16 protein-coding genes, 2 pseudogenes and 1 other annotated feature are annotated in these 19,443 nt (G+C 66.1%); of the genes and pseudogenes, 14 read left to right on the top strand and 4 right to left on the bottom strand.

Annotated elements, in window-relative coordinates:
• Window positions 1–18 precede the first annotated feature (18 nt).
• From LX81_RS18905 to LX81_RS18850, 13 genes and pseudogenes are all read left to right on the top strand, one after another.
• Window positions 19–2,520, top strand: a complete 2,502-nt coding sequence (locus LX81_RS18905) for a heavy metal translocating P-type ATPase (protein WP_111538854.1) — start codon at window positions 19–21, stop codon at window positions 2,518–2,520.
• 12 nt (window positions 2,521–2,532) lie between these two features.
• Complete coding sequence (gene cueR, locus LX81_RS18900) at window positions 2,533–2,955, top strand: Cu(I)-responsive transcriptional regulator (protein WP_111538853.1); 423 nt, start codon at window positions 2,533–2,535, stop codon at window positions 2,953–2,955.
• Complete coding sequence (locus LX81_RS18895) at window positions 2,952–3,596, top strand: DUF3047 domain-containing protein (protein WP_111538852.1); 645 nt, start codon at window positions 2,952–2,954, stop codon at window positions 3,594–3,596. Before cueR ends, LX81_RS18895 begins: the two co-directional genes overlap by 4 nt.
• 74 nt (window positions 3,597–3,670) lie before the next feature.
• A complete protein-coding gene (locus LX81_RS23200; protein WP_272939503.1) occupies window positions 3,671–3,796 on the top strand; it encodes a hypothetical protein in 126 nt (41 codons plus the stop codon).
• Between the two features lie 155 nt (window positions 3,797–3,951).
• The gene (locus LX81_RS18890; protein WP_111538851.1) at window positions 3,952–4,296 is read left to right on the top strand and encodes an NADH-quinone oxidoreductase subunit A; all 345 of its coding nucleotides are present in this window, start codon (window positions 3,952–3,954) and stop codon (window positions 4,294–4,296) included.
• Window positions 4,287–5,192 (top strand): hypothetical protein, encoded by a 906-nt coding sequence (locus LX81_RS18885; protein WP_146259481.1) that lies wholly within the window; start codon window positions 4,287–4,289, stop codon window positions 5,190–5,192. The genes LX81_RS18890 and LX81_RS18885 overlap by 10 nt, the downstream gene beginning before the upstream one ends.
• Window positions 5,189–6,073: a complex I subunit 1 family protein gene (locus LX81_RS18880; RefSeq protein WP_111538849.1), complete on the top strand. Its 885-nt coding sequence runs from the start codon at window positions 5,189–5,191 to the stop codon at window positions 6,071–6,073. Before LX81_RS18885 ends, LX81_RS18880 begins: the two co-directional genes overlap by 4 nt.
• Window positions 6,070–6,771 carry an NADH-quinone oxidoreductase subunit J gene (locus tag LX81_RS18875; protein WP_234822716.1) on the top strand — a complete coding sequence of 234 codons (702 nt, stop codon included), beginning with the start codon at window positions 6,070–6,072 and terminating at the stop codon, window positions 6,769–6,771. Before LX81_RS18880 ends, LX81_RS18875 begins: the two co-directional genes overlap by 4 nt.
• Window positions 6,768–7,073, top strand: a complete 306-nt coding sequence (nuoK, locus tag LX81_RS18870; RefSeq protein ID WP_111538848.1) for an NADH-quinone oxidoreductase subunit NuoK — start codon at window positions 6,768–6,770, stop codon at window positions 7,071–7,073. The genes LX81_RS18875 and nuoK overlap by 4 nt, the downstream gene beginning before the upstream one ends.
• On the top strand, window positions 7,070–8,905 hold the full coding sequence (locus LX81_RS18865; protein ID WP_111538847.1) for an NADH-quinone oxidoreductase subunit 5 family protein: 1,836 nt from the start codon (window positions 7,070–7,072) through the stop codon (window positions 8,903–8,905). Before nuoK ends, LX81_RS18865 begins: the two co-directional genes overlap by 4 nt.
• Window positions 8,906–10,381 (top strand): complex I subunit 4 family protein, encoded by a 1,476-nt coding sequence (locus LX81_RS18860; RefSeq protein ID WP_111538846.1) that lies wholly within the window; start codon window positions 8,906–8,908, stop codon window positions 10,379–10,381.
• Window position 10,382: 1 nt separating this feature from the next.
• The gene (locus tag LX81_RS18855; RefSeq protein WP_111538845.1) at window positions 10,383–11,777 is read left to right on the top strand and encodes an NADH-quinone oxidoreductase subunit N; all 1,395 of its coding nucleotides are present in this window, start codon (window positions 10,383–10,385) and stop codon (window positions 11,775–11,777) included.
• A 63-nt stretch (window positions 11,778–11,840) separates the two neighbouring features.
• A pseudogene (locus tag LX81_RS18850) lies at window positions 11,841–12,772 on the top strand (IS3 family transposase); the annotation flags it as partial.
• Window positions 12,122–12,238 (top strand) — a sequence feature (AL1L pseudoknot). It overlaps the preceding pseudogene by 117 nt.
• 7 nt (window positions 12,773–12,779) lie before the next feature.
• Here LX81_RS18850 and LX81_RS18845 read toward each other — a convergent pair.
• Window positions 12,780–14,195 (bottom strand): IS30 family transposase, encoded by a 1,416-nt coding sequence (locus LX81_RS18845; RefSeq protein WP_146259480.1) that lies wholly within the window; start codon window positions 14,193–14,195, stop codon window positions 12,780–12,782.
• Window positions 14,196–14,238: 43 nt separating this feature from the next.
• Between LX81_RS18845 and LX81_RS18840 the strand changes: the two are divergent.
• Window positions 14,239–14,541, top strand: a pseudogene (locus LX81_RS18840) (integrase core domain-containing protein); the annotation flags it as partial.
• A gap of 520 nt (window positions 14,542–15,061) precedes the next feature.
• On the opposite strand, the gene LX81_RS21970 reads toward LX81_RS18840, so the two are convergent.
• From LX81_RS21970 to LX81_RS18830, 3 genes are all read right to left on the bottom strand, one after another.
• On the bottom strand, window positions 15,062–16,600 hold the full coding sequence (locus tag LX81_RS21970; protein ID WP_146259479.1) for a HEPN domain-containing protein: 1,539 nt from the start codon (window positions 16,598–16,600) through the stop codon (window positions 15,062–15,064).
• A 232-nt stretch (window positions 16,601–16,832) separates the two neighbouring features.
• Complete coding sequence (locus LX81_RS18835) at window positions 16,833–18,632, bottom strand: ParB/RepB/Spo0J family partition protein (protein WP_111538843.1); 1,800 nt, start codon at window positions 18,630–18,632, stop codon at window positions 16,833–16,835.
• 319 nt (window positions 18,633–18,951) lie between these two features.
• The gene (locus tag LX81_RS18830; RefSeq protein ID WP_111538842.1) at window positions 18,952–19,344 is read right to left on the bottom strand and encodes a DUF3768 domain-containing protein; all 393 of its coding nucleotides are present in this window, start codon (window positions 19,342–19,344) and stop codon (window positions 18,952–18,954) included.
• Window positions 19,345–19,443 lie beyond the last annotated feature (99 nt).

Here is a 19,443-nt window from a genome sequence, read left to right as displayed (position 1 = left end):
CAATGAGGAGACCTCACGATGGCGGACCGGACCATGACGATCCAGATCGACGGAATGTCCTGCGCGTCCTGCGTCGGACGGGTCGAGCGAACCCTGAAAGCCGTGCCCGGCGTAGCCTCGGCCGAGGTCAATCTCGCGACCGAGACGGCGCGGGTGGGCCTGGGCGACGCCCGCGCGGTGGAGCTTACGGACGCGCTGGCGGCGGCCGGCTACCCCGCACGCACCCGGGAGGCGGTCTTCGAGATCACCGGCATGTCCTGTGCCTCCTGCACGGCGCGCGTCGAGCGGGCCTTGACGGGCGTTCCGGGTGTGATCGCTGCAAGCGTCAATCTCGCCCGGGAGACCGCGACCGTGACATGGCTCGCGGGCACGACCGGCGCCGACCGGATCGCGGCGGCGCTCGACGCGGCGGGCTATCCCGGCAAGGTGCGGGACGGGTCCGATGCCGGTGACGGGGCGGCGGACGAGCGCAAGGCGGAGGAGGCCCGGGCCCTCGGTCGGCGTACCGCTCTCGCGGCCGCGCTGACAGCGCCGGTCTTCCTGCTGGAGATGGGCAGTCATTTCGTCCCCGGGATGCACGGCCTGATCGCGGACACCATCGGCACGACCACGAGCTGGTGGGTGCAGTTCGTGCTCGTCACGCTGGTCCTGGCCGGACCCGGGCGGCACTTCTTCGCGAAAGGCGTCCCGGCGCTCGCCAAGGGCGCGCCCGAGATGAACTCGCTCGTGGCGCTCGGCACCGCGGCGGCCTGGGGATATTCGACCCTCGTTCTCCTGGCTCCGGGCCTGCTGCCCGAGGGCACGCGGGCCGTCTATTTCGAGGCCGCGGCTGTGATCGTGACGCTGATCCTGCTCGGCCGCTGGCTGGAAGCACGCGCCAAGGGGCGAACGGGACAGGCGATCCGCGCGCTCGTCGGATTGCAGCCGCGTACCGCCCGGATCGTCAGGGACGGCGTCGCCACGGACGTCGCGCTCGAGACTATCGAGACAGGCGAGGTCGTCCAGGTCCGTCCCGGCGAGCGTGTCGCCGTCGACGGCGAGGTGGTCGAGGGCGCCTCCTGGGTCGACGAGAGCATGATCACGGGCGAGCCCCGTCCCGTGGAGAAGGGCGTGGGCACCCATGTCGTCGGCGGCACGGTCAACGGAACCGGCGCGCTGAGCGTCCGCGCCACGGCCGTAGGCGGCGATACGGTGCTCTCGGGGATCGTGCGCATGGTCGAGGAGGCGCAGGGCGCCAAGCTGCCGATCCAGGGGCTCGTCGACAGGGTGGTGATGTGGTTCGTCCCCGCCGTCCTTGCCGTGGCGACGCTCACCATCCTGACCTGGCTGGCCTTCGGACCGGACCCGGCACTGACCTTCGCGCTCGTCTCGGGCGTATCGGTCCTGATCGTGGCCTGCCCCTGCGCCATGGGGCTCGCGACCCCGACGAGCGTGATGGTGGGATCGGGTCGGGCGGCGCAGCTCGGCGTACTCTTCCGCAAGGGCGATGCCCTGCAGACATTGTCGGACGCCTGGATCGTGGCTTTCGACAAGACCGGGACGCTGACCCGTGGCCGGCCCGAGATGACCGATCTCGTCGTGACGGAGGGGGAGCGAGCCGATGTACTCGCCCGCATCGCGGCCGTGGAGGCCCGGTCGGAACATCCCGTCGCGTCCGCCATCGTCCGCGCGGCGGAGGATGCGGCGCTGCCGGAGGTCGCGGAGTTCGCGTCCATCACCGGGATGGGCGTGCGCGGCATCGTCGGTGGCGCGGCGATCCTCGTCGGAGCCGACCGGCTGATGGAACGCGAGGGGATCGACATCTCGACCCTCCAGATCGAAGGCCGCGCGATGGCCCGCCGGGGGCGGACGCCCGTCTACGCGGCCATCGACGGCGTGGCGGTGGCGGTGCTCGGCGTCGCCGATCCCGTCAAGCCGATGGCGCGCGAGGTGATCGCCGGGCTGAAGAGGACCGGGCTGCGCGTGGCGATGATCACAGGCGACAACAGGGCCACGGCGGAGGCCATCGCCTTCGATCTGGGGATCGAAGATGTCGTCGCCGAGGTCATGCCCGACGGCAAGGTCGAAGCCCTGAACGGCTTGCGGGCCGATGGCGAGAGCCTCGTCTTCGTGGGCGACGGCATCAACGACGCGCCCGCCCTCGCGGCCGCGAATATCGGCATCGCGGTCGGGACCGGCACCGACGTGGCCATCGAGACCGCGGACGTTGTCCTCATGTCGGGCGATCTCGGCGGCGTAGGACGGGCCTTCGCGATCAGCCGGGCCACCATGCGCAACATCCGCCAGAACCTGTTCTGGGCCTTCGCCTACAATACGGCCCTGATCCCGGTAGCGGCGGGTGTCCTCTGGCCGTTCACGGGAACGCTGCTCTCGCCAATGCTGGCGGCCGGCGCGATGGCGCTCTCGAGCGTCTTCGTGCTCAGCAACGCCCTGCGGCTCCGGCGGGCAGTGCCGGAGCGTACGCGGGACGAGATCGCCGCGCCCCCCGCCACCCCGGTCATGACCGCCCCGGCGGAATGAGGAGGATCAAAGATGAATATCGGTGAAGCCGCGGGCCGGTCGGGCCTGCCCGCCAAGACGATCCGCTATTACGAGGATATCGGTCTGATCAAACCGCTGCGCGATGCCAACGGGTACCGCGCCTTCCGCGAGAGCGAGGTGCAGAAGCTGGCCTTCCTGGGACGCGCCCGGGCGCTCGGCTTCACGATCGAGGATTGCCGTTCCCTCCTGCAGCTCTGGGAAAAGTCGGATCGGGAAAGCGCCGATGTGAAACGGATCGCGGAAGAGCACCTGACGACGATCGAGGAGAAGATCGCCGAACTGACGACCATGCATGCCTCCCTCACGCGCCTGGTCGCGGCCTGTGCCGGCGATGATCGCCCCGATTGCCCGATCCTGCTCGATCTCGCGGCCGAGGAGGCCCGGCCGGAGCCAGTCACGGACGACGTCCGATGAGAGTGGCGGCACCGGCGATCGCCCTGATGCTGGCCGCGAGCATGGCAGCCGCCCAGCAGAGCGTTCCCTTCGACGGAAGCTGGGAAGAGCAGGGATTCCTGCGCCTGTCGTCGAACGATTACGCGCAAGAGGGCAACGCTCTCGGGATCCGGTCAGACGGAACCGTCTCGATCCTCTACAGGCGTCTGCCGCAGACGAGCGGGGACGTGCAGGGGGCCTCCTGGTCGTGGAGCGTGAGCCGCGGCGTCGCGGCGACCGATCTGACCCGGAAGGGGGGTGACGACCGCAACATCGCGATCTACTTCGTGTTCGCCGACCCCGGAACCGCCGCGGGCTTGCGTGGCCAGCCGCTCCGGCGACTTCTCTCGACCTCGGGCGTCCGGGTCCTGACCTATGTCTGGGGCGGGTCCGCCGGACGGGGCGCGATCCTTCCGAACCCGTATCTCGAGGGCCGCGGCACCACCATCGTTCTTCGTGGCGCGGGAACGGGACGCCATGCGGAACGCGTCGACCTGGCCAGCGATCTCGCGGCGATCTTCGATATGCGGGATGCGGAGCTGCTCGGTGTCGCCGTCTCCGCCGACAGCGATGATACCGATGGCGAGATCGACGCAAGCGTCTCGGATCTGGTCTTGCGCTGATTTCCGGGAACCCTCCAGCGCTGGAATCCGGTTCGGATTTCGGATCTTACAGACGAAAGTGAAGGAGACGACGCATGATGGCCGGTGAGTGCATGATGAGCGGCCCCGCGATGGTGGCGACGATGGGCCTGGCGGGCCTTCTTCTCCTGGCCGCCTTGTCCACCGTCACGCTGGCCTCGGTGAAATACCTGCGAAGCTGACGGATCGATTGCTTTCCGTTTCCCCCCGCATCGATCACGGACCCGACCGGGCAACGACATCATGATTTCATTTAAACCCTTTTCGGCTTTTACCCACCGCCCGGTGATGGGGCGTCTCTCTTGAGAACGTGCCGACACGTGTTCGAGAAATATTTATGACGCTCGTTCTCGTATCCGCCGCGTCGATCGTCCTGGCTCTCGGCCTGTCTTTCCTGCTGATGGCGCCACGCCATGATGCCGGCACAAGCGCCCCCATGGCGGCGCCGTTCCTCGGCGGCGGTACCCCCGACACCCATGCCTGGCAGCGCTTCCATTTCCGGGCCTACACGATGACGCTGGTCTTCATCGCCTTCGAGATGGAGATGATGTTCATGTACCCGTGGGCCGTCGTCTTCGTGGAAGAGGGCGTGAAGGCCTTGGCCGAGATGGGCATGTTCCTCGGGATCCTGTCGGTCGGCATCCTCTACGGCTGGCGCGAGGGGGTGTTCCGGTGGCAGTGAACTGGCTTGCGCGCCTCGCCGCGGCGGCGCCCGCGCCCGTCTTCACATGCATCGGGCCGGGCATTCAGGCTGCCGTCGAGCGGCTTTGCCTGTCGCCTGCGCTTGACCGGGTCGCAACGCCGCGGGCGGCGGCGATCCTGCTCGTCGCAGGCGAGATCCCCGACCATGCGCAGGAGGCGCTCGACCGGGTCCACGACCAGGTGCCGCATCCGCGCCAGACCTTTCGCTGGGACGGAACCGGGGACCCGGAGCCGGCGCTTCGCGATCTCTGGCGCGATCTGGCGGCGGGGGGCGATACCGAGACCGATCGCCGCCCCGACGCGCCTCCAAACGACTGGTGCGGCGTCGGCCCCCACGGGCAGGGCGGCAAGGGCATGATGGGCGGCACGCCCTATGGACGACCCATGGCGATGACCGCCGACGATCCGCGCGACGGCCTCGCGCTCGACGCCTACACCGCACGGCTCGGACCCTTCGTGCCGATGCTGCCACCGGGGCTCGTACTCGAGGTGACGCTGCAGGGCGACGTGATCGTCTCGGCCGAGGTCCGCGCGGCGCCGTTCGCCCAGCCCGATGACGCGTCTGCGCCCGACTTCTGCGCAGCGCGGATGCTGCGGCTCGTGGGCCTCCCGCGCGATGCGGACCGCGTCGCGCGCGGGGCACGGCTGCGGGCCATCACGGCGCTGCGCGCAATCCCGGAGGGGCTCGGCCGCCATGATGGCCAGGACGCGCGCGGGCGGCTCGCCGGCTGGCTCGCCGGAGAGCGGGGTCCGGAGGCCGCGCCGGCTCTCGCAACTCTCCTGCCGGGTCTCGAATGGTCGGAGGCGATGCTTGTGATCAACTCCTTCAGCCCGGCGACGCTCGCCCATGTCGCGATCTCGAAGGAGGATGCATGATCCTGCTTCTCGCGCTTGCCCTGGTCGTCACGCTTCTCGGCGGCGTTCTCGTCGGAGGCTGGCTCGACCGGGTGGTCGCGGGGCGGGGTGCCGGCCCGCTGCGCGCCGCAGCCGCCCTCGCCGTGCGTGGGAGCGTGCGGACCGAGGCGCCCGACGATCTGCTCCAACGGCTCGCGCCGATCCTTTATCTCGCGCTCGCCGCCGTCGGGCTCTCGGTCGTGCCCTTCGCACCCGGCGCGGCGCTGGTCGAGAGCCCGGTGGGCATCGTGATCTGGGGGAGCTGCGAGGCGCTGACGATTATCGCGGTCTTCCTGCACGGATGGTCGCCGAACGCGCCTTTCCCGCTGATCGGCGCCTATCGCTACGTCGCCATCGCCCTGCCGGTGATGCTGCCCTCGATGTTCGTGCTGATCGCGGCGGCGCTGCCGGCGGAATCGCTGTCGTTGTCGGCCATCGTCGAGTCCCAGCGGGACATCTGGAACGTGGTGCGCCAGCCGCTCGGCCTGCCGCTTTTCGTCATGGTGGGGCTGACACTGACGCTCCGTGGCCCGATGGACTACGCCGACGCCGCGGACATGGCGGGCGGCACCTCTGCCGAGGAGGGCGGCGGCGCGCGCCTCGCATGGGAGATTGCGCGGCTGGCCATGCTGGTCTCCGTCTCGGCCGTGGCCGCGGCGGTGTTTCTCGGCGGACCGCTCGGCCCGGTCCTGCCGGGGCCTGTCTGGCTCTGGTTCAAGACCGCGGCGGTGATGGCGCTGATCGTTCTTGCCGGCACGTCCGTCACACGGACGACGCCGTCGCGGATGCTGGGACTGATCTGGACGATCGTCCTCCCGCTGTCGTTTCTGCATCTGGGGATCGCGGGGGTGCTGGCGCTGTGACCGACCTGATGATCCTCGCCCTCGTCCTCTTTGCGGTCTGGTCCGGCTGGCGGGTCTTCGTGGTCGACAGCATGGTGCGGGCCTCCTTCTCGCTGCTCGCGTCGTTCGTCGCCGTGGGCGGGGCGGGCGTGCTGATGTCGGCCTCCTATATCGGTGTCGCGACGGTCTTCATGATGGCGGTCGAGATGATGGTGATGGCGATCTTCATGGTCGCCTTCATGATGAACCCCGCCGGCCTCAACCCGATGTCGATGGTGCACCAGAACCGCTTGTCGATGGCGGCCGGTGCGCTGGCCTTCCTGGGCCTTTCCGCCGCCGTCCTGACGGCGGACCTGCCGGACAGACCGGTGCCACCGGAGACCCGCGTGGTCTTCGACCTCGGGCTGGAGCTCCTCGGGCCGTCGATGCTGATCTTCGAGACGGCGGGCGTCACGCTTCTGGCGACGATGGTCGGCGCGGTCGTGCTCTCGTCACAGCAGGGGCGTTTCGGGTCCGCGGATGAAGGCTCGCGACCGCCGGGCCTGACGGAGAACGGAGAACCGGCCGGCCGGGTGCCCGACGAGAGCGGCGGGCATCACATGCACCACGGGGGTCATGGCGACCACGGCGGCGACGTGGACGGCGCGTCCGACCACGGGCAGGGCCATGACCACGGCGGCCATCATCATGGCCATGCGGCGAAGGGGGATCCATCATGACGCTTACCATCGTGCTCCTCGGAGCGTCCGCCCTGATCGGCATCGGCCTTTACGGCGCGCTGTCGCAGCAGAGCTTCGTGATGCTGATGATGGGGCTGGAACTGATGCTGAACGGCGCCCTTCTGGCAATCATGGGCTTCTGGTCGCAGGGCATCGGCGGCCCGCCCGAGGCGCAACTTCTGGCGATCATCGTCATGGCGGTCATGGCGGTGGAGATGGCCATCGGTTTCGCCCTCGTCGTCGCGGTCTACCGCAAGCGACAGGCCGACGTGACCGAGAGTCTCGGGACGCTGAAGGGATGATCTGGAGCCTCGCCCTCTGGCCGGTCGCGGCGGGCCTGGCGCTCTGGATGTTGAGCAGGGGATCGCGGCGGCGCCTGACGGCCCTGGGCCTCGCGGCCATGGGCGTCACCCTGCTCCTGTCGCTGGTGGTCGCGGCAACGGGCGACACGTCCAGCATGGCCTGGTCGCCCGCGCTGACCCTGCGGTTCGGCCTGTCTGCGATGACGGCTGCTGTCGCGGTTCTGGTGCCCCTCGTCGGGCTCTGCGTGATCCTCTTTGCCGGGGTGCACGAGGCGGAACGCGGCTTGGCACGGCTCCTCGGGCTTCTCCTGATCTTCACCGGCGCGATGGAACTCGTGGTGATCGCGAACGACCTCGTCAGCCTCCTGGTCGGCTGGGAACTCATGGGCGCAATCTCCTGGGCCCTGATCGGCCATCGCTGGCGGGAGGCGCAGGCAACGCCGTCGGCCACCTACGCCTTCGTTGCGACCCGCGCGGGCGACCTCGGTCTCTTCGTGGCTCTCTTCGCCTGTTTCGCCGGGGCGGGATCGGTAGACTATGCCGCCCTCACCGGTCTCGACGGGCCATACCTGGCGCTCGCCGCCTTCGGCGTTCTCGTCGCGGCGGCGGCGAAGGCCGGGCAGGGGCCATTCGCGCCCTGGCTCTTTCGCGCCATGGACGGCCCGACATCGGTGTCCGCGTTCCTGCATTCCTCGACCATGGTCGCGGCCGGCGCGTTTCTCGTCGCGCGGCTGCAGCCATCCTTCGCCCACGTGCCGGGTTTCGGTGGTGCGGCGATGGCCCTGGGTCTCGCCACTTCCCTCGCCGGCGGGATCGTGGCGCTGCGACAGGACCATGCCAAGAAGGTGCTGGCGGGATCGACCTCGGCGCAGCTCGGGCTGATGTTCGCCGCCGTGGGGGCGGGCTGGCCCGGGCTCGCGATCCTGCACATGATCGCACATGCCGCGTTCAAGGCGCCGCTCTTCTTCGCCGCGGGCCTCGCGCACGAGCGCGCGGGCACCTTCGATCTGCGACGGATGCGGCTCGGCCTGGCGCTGCCGGTAACCGGTGCATTGGCGGTCCCGCCAGCGCTGGCGCTCGCCGGTGCGCCGCCGCTCGGCGGGGCCTGGACCAAGGAGGAGATCGTGACCGCGCTCGGCCACGCCTCGCCATGGCTCGCGGCCGCGGCCATCGCCGCCGGGGGGCTATCGGCAGCCTATGCCACGCGCTTCGCGCTCCTCGCCTTCTGGCCGGGCGAGGCCGATGAGACGTCGCGGTCGAACTGGCGCGCCTTGGCGGCGCTCGGCACCCTCTCCTTCGTGACCGTGATCCTGTCGGGTATCTGGCTCCCAGGACCTCATGACGGAGTGGCGCGTCTCTTCGAAATCGCGCTCCCCTCTCCGGGGCCGTGGATCGAGAGAATCGGAACGCTCTGCGCCCTCGCACTCGGCGTCCTCGTCGGGATCTATCTGGCACGACATCCGCGCGCGGGGGAACGCCGGGACTGGCTCGGCCTCGCGGATCTGATCGATAACGGGGTGATCGCGCCGTTCCTGGCGGCGGCGCGTCTGTCGGCACGTCTCGACGATTACGTGATCGATGGACTGGGGTCCGGTTCGCGCGGCCGCGGCCTTCTCGCCGCGTTCGTCGTTGCCGCGCGGGCCGCCGCGACGGGGGCCGCGCGCGCGGGCGAGGCCGCCATGGACCTGATCCCGACCGGCACCGGGCGCCTTCTCGGCATGGCCGGCGCCGACCTGCGCCGGACCCAGACCGGCCTTTCGCACCATTACTACGTCTTTCTCGTCGCCGGCGTCGCGCTCGGCGGCGTCGTCCTGATCCTGGGAGCCCGCTAGATGCTCACCCTTTGCATCCTCGTTCCGCTGCTTGGCGCCCTGGCGCTGGCCGCGATACCGTCGATCCGGGAGTCCACGGCGCGGACGATCGCGATCGCGGTCACCGCGGTCCCGCTGCTGCTCCTGCTCGTCGTCTGGGCGGGCTTCGCGCCGGGGGCGGGCTTCCAGTCGGTCGCCGAGGCACGGTGGATCCCGTCGCTCGGCATCGCCTGGCGGGTCGGCGTGGACGGGATGTCGCTGTCGCTGTCGCTGCTGACGGGCGTGGTGTTCCTCGCCGCCGTCGCCTGGCCGATGGCGGACCTGCCGCGGGCGCGGGCCTACTATGCGTGGTTCGCCTTCCTCTACGCGGTCTCGCTGGGCCTCTTCGTGACGCTTGATCTGATCCTCTTCTACGTCTTCTTCGACCTGTCCCTCGTCGGCATGTACTTTCTGATCGGCCGTTGGGGGCACGGCGAGGCTCAGGCCGCGGCCCTGAAGTTCTTCGTCTATACCCTGGCAGGATCGCTCCTGATCCTGATCGGCATCATCGCGCTGGCCCTCTCGATGCCCGAGATCACCTTCGACATGCGCGCGATCATCGCGGCGGCACCTTTGGCGGCGGCGGGCCTGCCCGCGGCATTGGTCCTGTTGGGTTTGTTCGTCGGGTTCGGCATCAAGACGCCGCTCTTCCCGGTCCATACCTGGCTGCCGCCGGCGCATGTGAACGCGCCGGGGCCAGTCTCGGCGATCCTGGCGGGCGTGCTTTTGAAGATGGGCACCTACGGCCTCGTGCGGCTGGCACTGCAGATGATGCCCCAGACCTTCGTTGACTGGGCGCTGCCGCTTGGGGTGGTGGCGGTGATCTCGATCCTCTGGGGCGCGATCGTGGCCCTGGGGCAGGACGATCTGAAGCGGCGCATCGCCTATACCTCGGTCAACCACATGGGCTACGCGGTCCTGGGGATCGCGGTCGCAGGGTCGGCCATGGGGACGCAGGCGGCGCGCGACATCGCCCTGACCGGCGCGGTGGTCGAGATGATCGCGCACGGGCTCATCACCGGCGCGCTCTTCCTGATCGCCGGCGCGATCTGGCAGCGGCACCAGGATTACGACATGGCAGCCTATGGCGGGCTCGCCGGGGTGGCGCCGCGCCTGACCGGGGCCACGACTCTCGCGGCCTTCGCCTCGCTAGGGCTGCCGGGGCTGGCGGGGTTCGTGGCCGAGCTGCACATCTTCCTCGGCGCCTTCGCGGTCTATCCCTGGCTCGCGGCCATCGGGCTCCTCGGCATCCTGATCACCGCCGCGCTCTTCCTGCAGCTTCTCGGCCGCGTGTTCTTCGGCGCACTTCCCGCGGCGCGAACGGGCTTCGCGGATCTCACGCGGATCGAGCTCGGGATCCTCGCGGGCCTTCTCGGCCTCGTCGTCCTGATCGGCGTCTGGCCGATCTGGCTGCTCGAGATGATCGGCACGGCACCCGTCGCCGTCGCGGGAGGCTAGCGTGCCCATCGGCGACCTCGCCCCCGAGATCGCGGTCCTCGTCGGCGCCGTTCTCGTCCTGCTGGCCGCGATGGCCCTGCCACAGCGGCGGCATGGGGTTTGCGCCGGCCTGGCCCTCCTCGTGCTTGCTATCGCCGCCACGCTCGCCACGGCGCAGCTCGGCGCCCACCGTCTGACCTTCTCGGGAACCTTTGCGCTCGACGGCGCGACGGGCGTCGCGCGGCTCCTGATCCTCGGCGCGACGGCACTCTGCATCGGGCTCTTTCCTCGCTGGTTCGCGACCGACCGGCGCCACGGCGAGTTCTACGCGATGGTCCTCTTCTCCGCGCTCGGCGCCATGGCGATGGCGGGCGCGGCCGACCTCATGCAGCTCGCCATGGGTATCCTCCTCTCGTCAGTCACCGGATACGTTCTGGCCGCCTGGCATCGGGACTGGGCGATCTCGCTCGAGGCCGGGATGAAATACTTTCTCGTCGGCGCGCTTGCGAATGCCCTGTTGGTAATCGGCATCGTCCTCGTGATGGGCATGACGGGGACCACGGACTACGCCGCCCTGCGCACGGCGGACCTGACAGCGCCCCTGGCCCTCATCGGCCTGATGCTCGTCCTCGTGGGGTTCCTCTTCAAGCTCGGCGCCGTGCCGGCTCATACCTGGGTGCCAGACGTGGCCGAGGGCGCGCCGGCGCCGGTGGCGGCGTTCCTCACGACCGTGCCCAAAATCGCCGCCGCGCTCGCGCTGATCCGCCTGGTGGCCCTGGTGCCGGCAGAAGGATCGTCGTTGCGCCTGCTGGTAGCGCTCCTCGCGGCAGCGACGATGACCCTCGGCAATCTCGCCGCTCTCTGGCAGGACGACGTGCGGCGCCTGATCGGCTGGTCCTCGGTCAGTCAGGCCGGATACGCGCTCATGGCCGTCGCGGTAATCGGCCTCTCGGACCGGGCGCTGCCGGCGCTCATCGCCTTCATCGGCGCCTATGTCGTGGCGAACATTGCGGCCCTGGCCGCGATCGTCCACTTGCGGGGACGCACCGCGATTACCGGTTTTGCCGGGCTGATCCGCAGCCAGCCGCTCGCGGCGGGGACCCTGATCCTCGCGTTCCTGTCCCTGGTGGGGATTCCGCCACTGGTTGGGTTCGGAGGGAAGTTCGTTCTGTTCCTGGCTGCGATGGACGGTGGGTATGCGTGGCTTGCCGTCGTCGCGGTCGCGAACTCCGTGTTGTCGCTCTTCTATTACGCCCGCGTGATCGGTCCTGTCACCTTCGGCACATCGGACGAACGGGTCGAGGCCCTGGGAGCACCGTCGAAGGCCGTCATGCTGCTGGCTCTCGTGGGCGTCGCGCTCGGATCGAGCGTGCTGCTTTTCGTATGGTCGGCCCTGCCGGTGACCGCGCTTCCGTGAAGGCCATAGTGAACCGCCCCGGGTCTGCCGGAGGCTCCAACTCTTGAGTAGGATGGAGCCATCATGAGCAAGACGACGAACAAGTTTTCCCCGGAGGTCCGCGAGCGCGCGGTTCGGATGGTCCTCGACAACCAGGGTCAGCACGGGTCTCGCTGGCAGGCCATCGTCTCGATTGCCGCGAAGATCGGATGCTCGGCCAACACGCTGAACAGCTGGGTCAAGAAGGCCGAGGTGGATAGCGGACAGCGTGCCGGGATCTCGAGCGATACGGTCGATAGGATGAAGGCGCTCGAGCGGGAGAACAGGGAGCTTCGCCAGGCCAACGAGATTCTTCGGAAAGCGTCGGCGTATTTTGCGATGGCGGAGCTCGACCGCCGGTCGAAATGATGGTGGATTTCGTTGAGGCGCATCGTGTTGCGCACGGGGTCGAGCCGATCTGCGCTGTTCTGCCGATCGCCCCTTCCACCTACTACGATCGCCTGGCCAAGCGGGCCGATCCGGCCCGATTGTCGGATCGTGCCCGTTGCGATGAGGCACTGCGCCCCGAGATCCGGCGTGTGTTCGAAGAGAACTGGCAGGTCTACGGCGTCCGCAAGGTCTGGCGGCAGCTCATTCGGGAAGGGTTCGATGTCGCGCGTTGTACGGTGGCGCGGCTCATGAAGGGCATGGGCATCCAAGGCATCATCCGCGGCAAGCCGCATAGAACGACGATCTCCGACAAGAAGGCCCCATGCCCGCTGGACAAGGTAAACCGCGAGTTTCGCGTGCCGGCGCCCAACATGCTTTGGGTCAGCGATTTCACCTATGTGGCCACATGGAAGGGCTTCGCCTATGTCGCCTTCGTCATTGATGCTTATGCCCGGAGGATCGTGGGCTGGCGTGTCAGCACCTCGGCCCACGCGGGCTTCGTTCTCGATGCCTTGGAACAGGCTGTCCACGAACGTCGACCAACGAAGGGGATGGGGCTGGTCCACCACTCCGATCGCGGCTCCCAAGGCGGTCTCAACCGGTCGTCGCAACACTGTCATTTTGCGTGTTGGCCAGCAACTCGTCCAGCGCTTCGGCGGGTGTTCTCCATCCCAGCGTCTTTCGCGGTCTGCTGTTGAGCGCAGCGGCAACGGCGTCGAGCTCATCGGGGCTGTGCGCGGCAAGGTCCGTGCCTTTGGGAAAGTACTGGCGCAAGAGCCCGTTGGTGTTCTCGTTCGTGCCGCGCTGCCAAGGGCTATTGGGATCACAGAAGTAGATTGGCAGGCCATGGTTGATCCGCAGGTCGGCATGCCGGGACATTTCGGCGCCTTGATCCCAAGTCAGCGAACGGCGCAGCTGCGCGGGCAGCGTGGTGATCGCTGTGGCGATGGCATCGCGCACCGCCTCCGCGCCGTGCCCCATGACCGCTCCACGTACGCCGGTGGCGGTTCGTTCCCGCTCGGCGAACTTCTCTTTGTCGGGTGGCAGGTGAAGCAGGATAGTGAAGCGTGTTGTCCGCTCTACCAGCGTGCCGATCGCCGAGCGACGCAGGCCCAGGATCAGATCACCTTCCCAATGCCCCGGGACCGCCCGGTCCTCCACCTCGGCAGGGCGCGCGGAGATCATTACTTCGGGCGAAACAAAGGATTTGCCCCGGCCGCGGACGCGCTCACGTGGGACCCGCAGTGCTCGTCCCGTTCGCAGACAGGCGGTCAGCTCTCGCCGAAGCCCTCCGCGGCTCTGGACGTAGAGGGACTGGTAGATCGCCTCGTGAGAGATGCGCATTGTTGCGTCCTCGGGAAAGTCGATCCTGAGTCTGGCCGAGATCTGCTCCGGGCTCCATGCCCAAGCCCATCGTCGCATCTGTCGTGGTCCGTGACGGCGCTTCTTCCACGTCGTACGCGGTTCCTTGATCGGCCTGCCGTCCGGATGGGCGATACGCCCTGCCAAACGGTCCTCGACGTAGCAGCGTAAGGCGGTGTTCGTAGCGAGTTTCGTCGGCTTGGGTCTTCGACCTGCCCGCTCGGCATGCCATTGCGCCGTCGTCGCCCGGTATGCCAGGCCGCCACTGCGGGTGGCCGCATTGCGGCGTAATTCCCGCGAGACTGTTGAGCCGGCTCGTCCGATCCGTCGGGCGATCTCCCGTACCCCGTGACCCTGGGCCTTTAGCAGCGCGATCTCCTCACGCTCGGCAAACGACAGGTGCCGCCCCGATGGCACTGCCGCCGATGGCGCCAGATGTGTTGGTGGCATGCCGCCGGCCTCCCGGAACCACCGCGGTCCCAAAGGTCGGGATATCCCCACATCGACCGCCGCGTCCTCGCTCGAGCGACCGGCCGCGATCCCCAACCAGAACCGCCGTCGATCCTCCCGCCTGGCTATGCCCGGCCGCCCCGGTGATCTCAGCGGTGCCCTCAGCCGCCGATCCGGACCAGGTTTCCGCCTCGCCATCGCAACCTCCATCCCCGAAGTGTTGCGACGACCGGTTGAGATCGCCCAATACCTGTCCATCAAGTACACGGAGCGGCTCGGTGAAGCTGGCATCGAGCCATCCGTTGGCAGTGTGGGCGACAGCTACGACAACGCACTGGCCGAGACGATCAACGGTCTGTTCAAGGCCGAGGTCATCCATCGCCGCGGTCCCTGGCGCAGTTTCGAGGCCGTGGAATACGCGACCCTCGAATGGGTGGACTGGTTCAACAACCGCCGTCTGCTCGAGCCCATCGGGAACATCCCACCCGCAGAAGCCGAAACCAACTTCTACGCAGCTCTGGATGCCGATGCCGTCGCCGCGTAGCTAACGAAACTCAGCCTCTGACAAACCCGGAGCGGTTCAATAGACCTCAAAGTTGCTTTTCGTCCTGAGAGGCATGCGGCTTCGGGCGATGAGCGATGAGCGATGAGCGATGAGCGATGAGCGATGAGCGATGAGCGATGAGAGTTCTCGCCACCGGCATTCTCAATCGATCAATCATCGGGAGTATGGCCCATCCATGCCATGACGGTTGCGAAACAGGGAGCGGCGAATGACACCAAGGGCGGGAAGAGGCCGTTCGCTGCACTGGTAAGACTTATTGATTATAATTAGCTAAGCTGACATTCAAGATTGATCGTTGAGATCAATGGAGTATGTCACGCGCAATCGTCGGTGCACGTTCTTGGTCTCTCGGCGACCGTAGTTGGCCATAGGCCACCATGAAGGCCGGTTTAGTGGTTGAGCCGCGTCATTGGCAATGACGAGATCGGTAATTAAACTCTCTATCCCGGCATCACCTCAAAATTCTACGGAGCCGGTGCCAGAACAACCCGCCAGCCAATCAAAGCGCAGCGCCCGGCTCTCCTTCTGACGCAACACTTGCGCCCCTTAAAATTAGTTCAGAATCGATTATTGATGGATCGAGGTACCTTGGATGAGCAAGTAAAACCCGAAGAACAAAACGAAGTAGCTCCGCCGCAAGCTGCCTATCATCTTCACCTTGGGTACTATTGCTATCTACAGCCTTCTTACATGCTTTAGGCTTTTTCCCATGCACAATTGCCGATCTTATCGCATAGACCTGCTTTACTTTATCAGCAATTTCGGTTGCTGGCATAGAACTGCCACTTAACCATGTAAGTGCAGCAGCACGTAGTCTGAGCTTGTACGATAAAGACTGATTTTGGTCGTCGCCTAGCAGTAGCTCCAAGCCGATAGTTCCGTCCAGCACAGCATCTGATGGGTCATTGCGGGTCAGGCAGCTGTTTAATCTCCGCACAGCGAGTCTAACAGCTTCGCTTTGATTACTGTTCATTTGCTCAAATACGGTGCGAACATCGGTCATTTCATCGTTAGTTACAGTAGGGCATTCTCGAACCCAACCATAGTTATCGAATTCGCTTGGATACTGCCTGACGGTTGTTCCGTACACGGGCGGTAAATCGCAATAATAATCAAGTGCCCATTTTCTTGGTACCCAAACTAACTGAGCGTACCCAGTCTTCACGCCAGTCGCTACTCGGAGAGCGCCTAGAAAACTGTCTACGGCATCCAAAGCTTCCTGCGAAGCGGATGAAAGCGACTTTGAGACGTCGTCGATTTTTTCCACCTCCAAACTCCAACCGTTGGATATGAAAGCATGAGTTGCTGCATGCGCAACTTGTTCGGAAGCGCCAGTTCCACTGTTGCGCATGCGAGCCCGAGAAAGCTGAAGTCTCTCAGGTATACGCGCTATGTATGTGGTTTCTGACAAACGAAGCCGCTCGATCTCAAAGTGCGTGAGTGCGATTGGAACCATCAAAGATAATTCATGTGTCCGTTGGATGACGCCGGATAGCAAGGGTCCTAAGATCATATCCCTAGCTCTTTGGTCGACTTCAGCCTCTATGCCGTGCCTATGTAGGTATTTCTCAACAGCACCACCCAAGATCCCATTGATCGTGTACTTTGCTAAGGAAGTCTCACCTTTGTAATCTGTGTATTTGAGCCTCGAGCCAAATTGATGTGACTGAAGATATTTAATGAATTTATCTAGCGCAGGAAGTGCGTCGCTTTCGACATCAAACGATCCGCTTAAAAAGCCTAATAGCCCTGATGGCTTTATGGTGCTCGCATAATCCCTCGGAGCGCTATCAGAGTAAAATCCAATGCTGTGAAAAATTGGAAAACCGCTGTCCGTGATGCTTCGCCGCGGGTAGTCAGAGTGCGGAGCGATGTAGATTCCCGGCTTAGAAATCTTTGCAACGATGACACCATGAAGTTCTTCGAATGCGGCTTCAAATAGTATTTTGAACTGAAGAAGCTCGTTCCTGAGCTTTCTGATGCTTTCGAGCCTGTCTTTAGGGCTTTCCGCTTCGCTTTTGTCGCCTTCGTTGTTCACCGATTGATATGCCCCAAGTATTTACTGTCTAGATTCTCACGAAACCGATGGCAGGGAAACTATCAGGTTACGCAGCCGCAGCGAAGGTCTGGTCTGACGGACCCCATCGCAGCTTGGTCGACGATGGGTCAATGGCCGGTATGGGCCGGCCGCTACCGACCGTGAACGACTGCCCGCTTGGGGCAGGGCGCGAGTTGATGAGCGATGGGGGTCACGTCACCTGCCAGATGGATCAGGCGAAGTGATCGGGCACCCATGCGGCGATCTTCTCGGCTTGCGTGAAGTTCGCGCCATTGCGGTTTGGATCGGCAAACAGGGCTTCGAGCCGGTCGGCCTTCTCGCCCTTTTTCAGCTTCGCGAAGGCGGTCGCCTTCGGGTGCTCGGGGGACAGTTCCAGAAGGTCGATCCAGAGCGCGTCCAGCCAGTCGCCCTTCATCCGCTTGAAGAGGTTTTCCGCCGTGGGCGTCCAGACAACGCGAAGGCTGGTGCCGGCCTCCTTGTCGATCAGCTTGGCCAACCCTGCGTCGGACACGTCCAGAAGCCGGGTCAGGTGCCGGGTCAACTCGGCGTCCCGATGCTCGCGGCCCTTCTTGCGGAAGGCCCGGAAGCCTTTGGCGAGGTCGCTGCCCCACGGGTCTCTCAGACTGGTGCCTTCCTTGGTCAGCCGCTCGTCCAGCGCGAACCCGGTTTCCGTCTCGGGCGCGTTCCGGGGGGCGTCGGCGCGAACCTCGAAGGCGCGGCGATAGCCCATCCCGCCAGAAAGCTGCCATGCCAGAAGATCGAGGATCAGGTCGGCATGATCGACGGCGGCGTTCTGGCGCGCGCCAAGGGCGGCGGCGTTCAGATCGTCTTGCAGCTTCGCGGAATAGGGCGATTTCGGCGCGTCGTCCTGCTCCATCCGGTAGGGCTTCGGCAGGACACCGGCCTCCACGGCGGCGGCGCGATCCGCACGGGTGACGAGACCGCGCATCGGTTGCAACGCGCCGCGATTATCCACGTAGGCGATGACGCCCGAATGGGCCTTCTGCTCGTCGGTATAGTGACCGTCCAGCTTCGCGGTCAGCGTCTCGAACTCGGCTTCACCGTCCTCGTCCAGCGCCTCGGCTTCGGCGGCGTCAGTCAACTCGTCGTAGCGCGCCATCTCGTCCTCGGTCAGATCGCCCTCGACCTTGTAGAGCCGATCCAGCTTGTCCATGCGCTCCCAGCCGACATAGCTGTCCTCGATGACCTCGACCCATTTCCAGCCTTCGGCCTCGATAGACGCGCCCGCCTTCGCCAACTCGGCCACGAAAAGGTCGTTGAGAAGCGCCGGGTCAGCGAGGAACACATCTTCCGAGAAAAGGTCGCGGGTGATCTTGCCGCCCGCCTGCTCGTAGCCGGTCAAGCCCACGAAGGACACGCGGCGGTCGGTCAGGCGGAGGGATTGCGGCTGCAACTCCTGCTTGATGCGATGCTCCGAGACGGAACGGCCCCGGATGCCTTCGAGGACGTGCAGGGTCAGCGCCTCGTCCTCCGAGACGGTGAACGCGGCGGCGGCACCGATGGAGATTTCCCCGGCGCGCAGGGCGTCGATCACCGGCGCGGGCAGGTTCGCGAGCGCGAGGCGGCGGCGCACATGCGCCTCGGTCTGGCCGAAGGCGCTGGCGATGGTCGGCACGGGCGCACCCGTCGCGGCCATCTTGCCATAGGCCCGGATTTCGTCGGCGGGGTGAAGATCCTGCCGCGCGGCGTTCTCGGCGCTGGCCCATGCGCGGGCCGTCCCCTCGTCGGGCGCGATGCGAACGTGCGGCGCGACGATCTCGGGGCGCTCGCTCGCAAGGTGCGGATGCGTCTCGGCCAGAAGTTGCAGCGCCCGGAAGCGACGGCCCCCGGCGACGATCCCGACGCGGCCCTCTGCATCGCGAAAGCCTGCGGGGTTCTGGATCAGGCCCAGAAGGCGGATGCTGTCGGACAGGTAGAGGTCGGCCATCGGCACGGCCTCGGTGTCGGGGGTGGCGTTCTCGGTGGCGCGGATCGCGGTCACGTTGGACATTGGGGCTTCCTCTCGATTTTCGTGGTGTGGTCGATTTCGTTCGTGTTATTGGTGCCCCGGCCGTTGAGGCGGCCGGAGCGGGGAAGCCTTAAAAGGCTCCGTGCTGTGTCAGGAAGCGGCGGGCGATCTTAGCGGAGAAGCCGCCCTTCCTGATGAGCGCCCATGCCTCTCGGCGTCGGGCTTGCATCCATTCGATGCTCGTTGTTCTCACCTCCTTTCCGGCTTGAGTGGGGATAGCTGGCTAGGTCTTCTGCTCAGTTCGTCGCTGCTCGACGGTCCCAGCCTCGGCTGCGGACAGCCCTGCTGCCCGCGACCGATCTCAGTAATCCTCGGGGAACATGATCGTCAGGACGCGCCGCGTGACGTCGGTATTCGCGGCGTCCTCCGACCCGTATTCATAGGCAGTGTCGTAGAGGTCGATCTTCCACCAGACCTTGCGTCCCTCGACCATCACGGCGCCGAAACAGTGATCGCCGTAGGGGTCATTCTCCTCGGTGAACGTCTTGTCCTGTGACACCGCGAGGATGGCTTCGGTCTGGAAGTCTCGGCCCATGTCCGCGATGGACCGAGTGACGACGACACGGCCTTCCGGCGCGAGCGGTCCACCGCGCCCGACCATCCGCAGACGAAAAGCATCGTTCTGCTGGGCGATGGCGGTGATCCGCAGTCGGTCGGTGATCTCTTCGGGAGTCATTTCCATCAAATTCGGCATCTCTGCCCTCCTCTTGCGGTGGCACCCCGGCTCCGGTCTGGTGCCGAAGATCGGGGCGGGGGTTCTGGCGAGGTCCGCGAACGCGGCGCCTCTCCTGAA

It is taken from the genome of Palleronia aestuarii (genome assembly GCF_003253995.1).
GTDB classification, from domain to species: domain Bacteria; phylum Pseudomonadota; class Alphaproteobacteria; order Rhodobacterales; family Rhodobacteraceae; genus Palleronia; species Palleronia aestuarii.
This window is presented reverse-complemented; position numbering and strand designations above follow the sequence as displayed.

Bases quoted from the DNA above. Each gene is read 5' to 3' on its own strand.
- nuoK (WP_111538848.1), top strand. From the start codon at position 6,768: ATGACGCTTACCATCGTGCTCCTCGGAGCGTCCGCCCTGATCGGCATC.
- LX81_RS18860 (WP_111538846.1), top strand. From the start codon at position 8,906: ATGCTCACCCTTTGCATCCTCGTTCCGCTGCTTGGCGCCCTGGCGCTG.
- LX81_RS18890 (WP_111538851.1), top strand. From the start codon at position 3,952: ATGACGCTCGTTCTCGTATCCGCCGCGTCGATCGTCCTGGCTCTCGGC.
- LX81_RS18905 (WP_111538854.1), top strand. From the start codon at position 19: ATGGCGGACCGGACCATGACGATCCAGATCGACGGAATGTCCTGCGCG.
- LX81_RS18845 (WP_146259480.1), bottom strand. From the start codon at position 14,195: ATGGCGAGGCGGAAACCTGGTCCGGATCGGCGGCTGAGGGCACCGCTG.
- LX81_RS18865 (WP_111538847.1), top strand. From the start codon at position 7,070: ATGATCTGGAGCCTCGCCCTCTGGCCGGTCGCGGCGGGCCTGGCGCTC.
- LX81_RS18895 (WP_111538852.1), top strand. From the start codon at position 2,952: ATGAGAGTGGCGGCACCGGCGATCGCCCTGATGCTGGCCGCGAGCATG.
- LX81_RS18830 (WP_111538842.1), bottom strand. From the start codon at position 19,344: ATGCCGAATTTGATGGAAATGACTCCCGAAGAGATCACCGACCGACTG.
- LX81_RS23200 (WP_272939503.1), top strand. From the start codon at position 3,671: ATGATGGCCGGTGAGTGCATGATGAGCGGCCCCGCGATGGTGGCGACG.
- LX81_RS18880 (WP_111538849.1), top strand. From the start codon at position 5,189: ATGATCCTGCTTCTCGCGCTTGCCCTGGTCGTCACGCTTCTCGGCGGC.
- LX81_RS18835 (WP_111538843.1), bottom strand. From the start codon at position 18,632: ATGTCCAACGTGACCGCGATCCGCGCCACCGAGAACGCCACCCCCGAC.
- cueR (WP_111538853.1), top strand. From the start codon at position 2,533: ATGAATATCGGTGAAGCCGCGGGCCGGTCGGGCCTGCCCGCCAAGACG.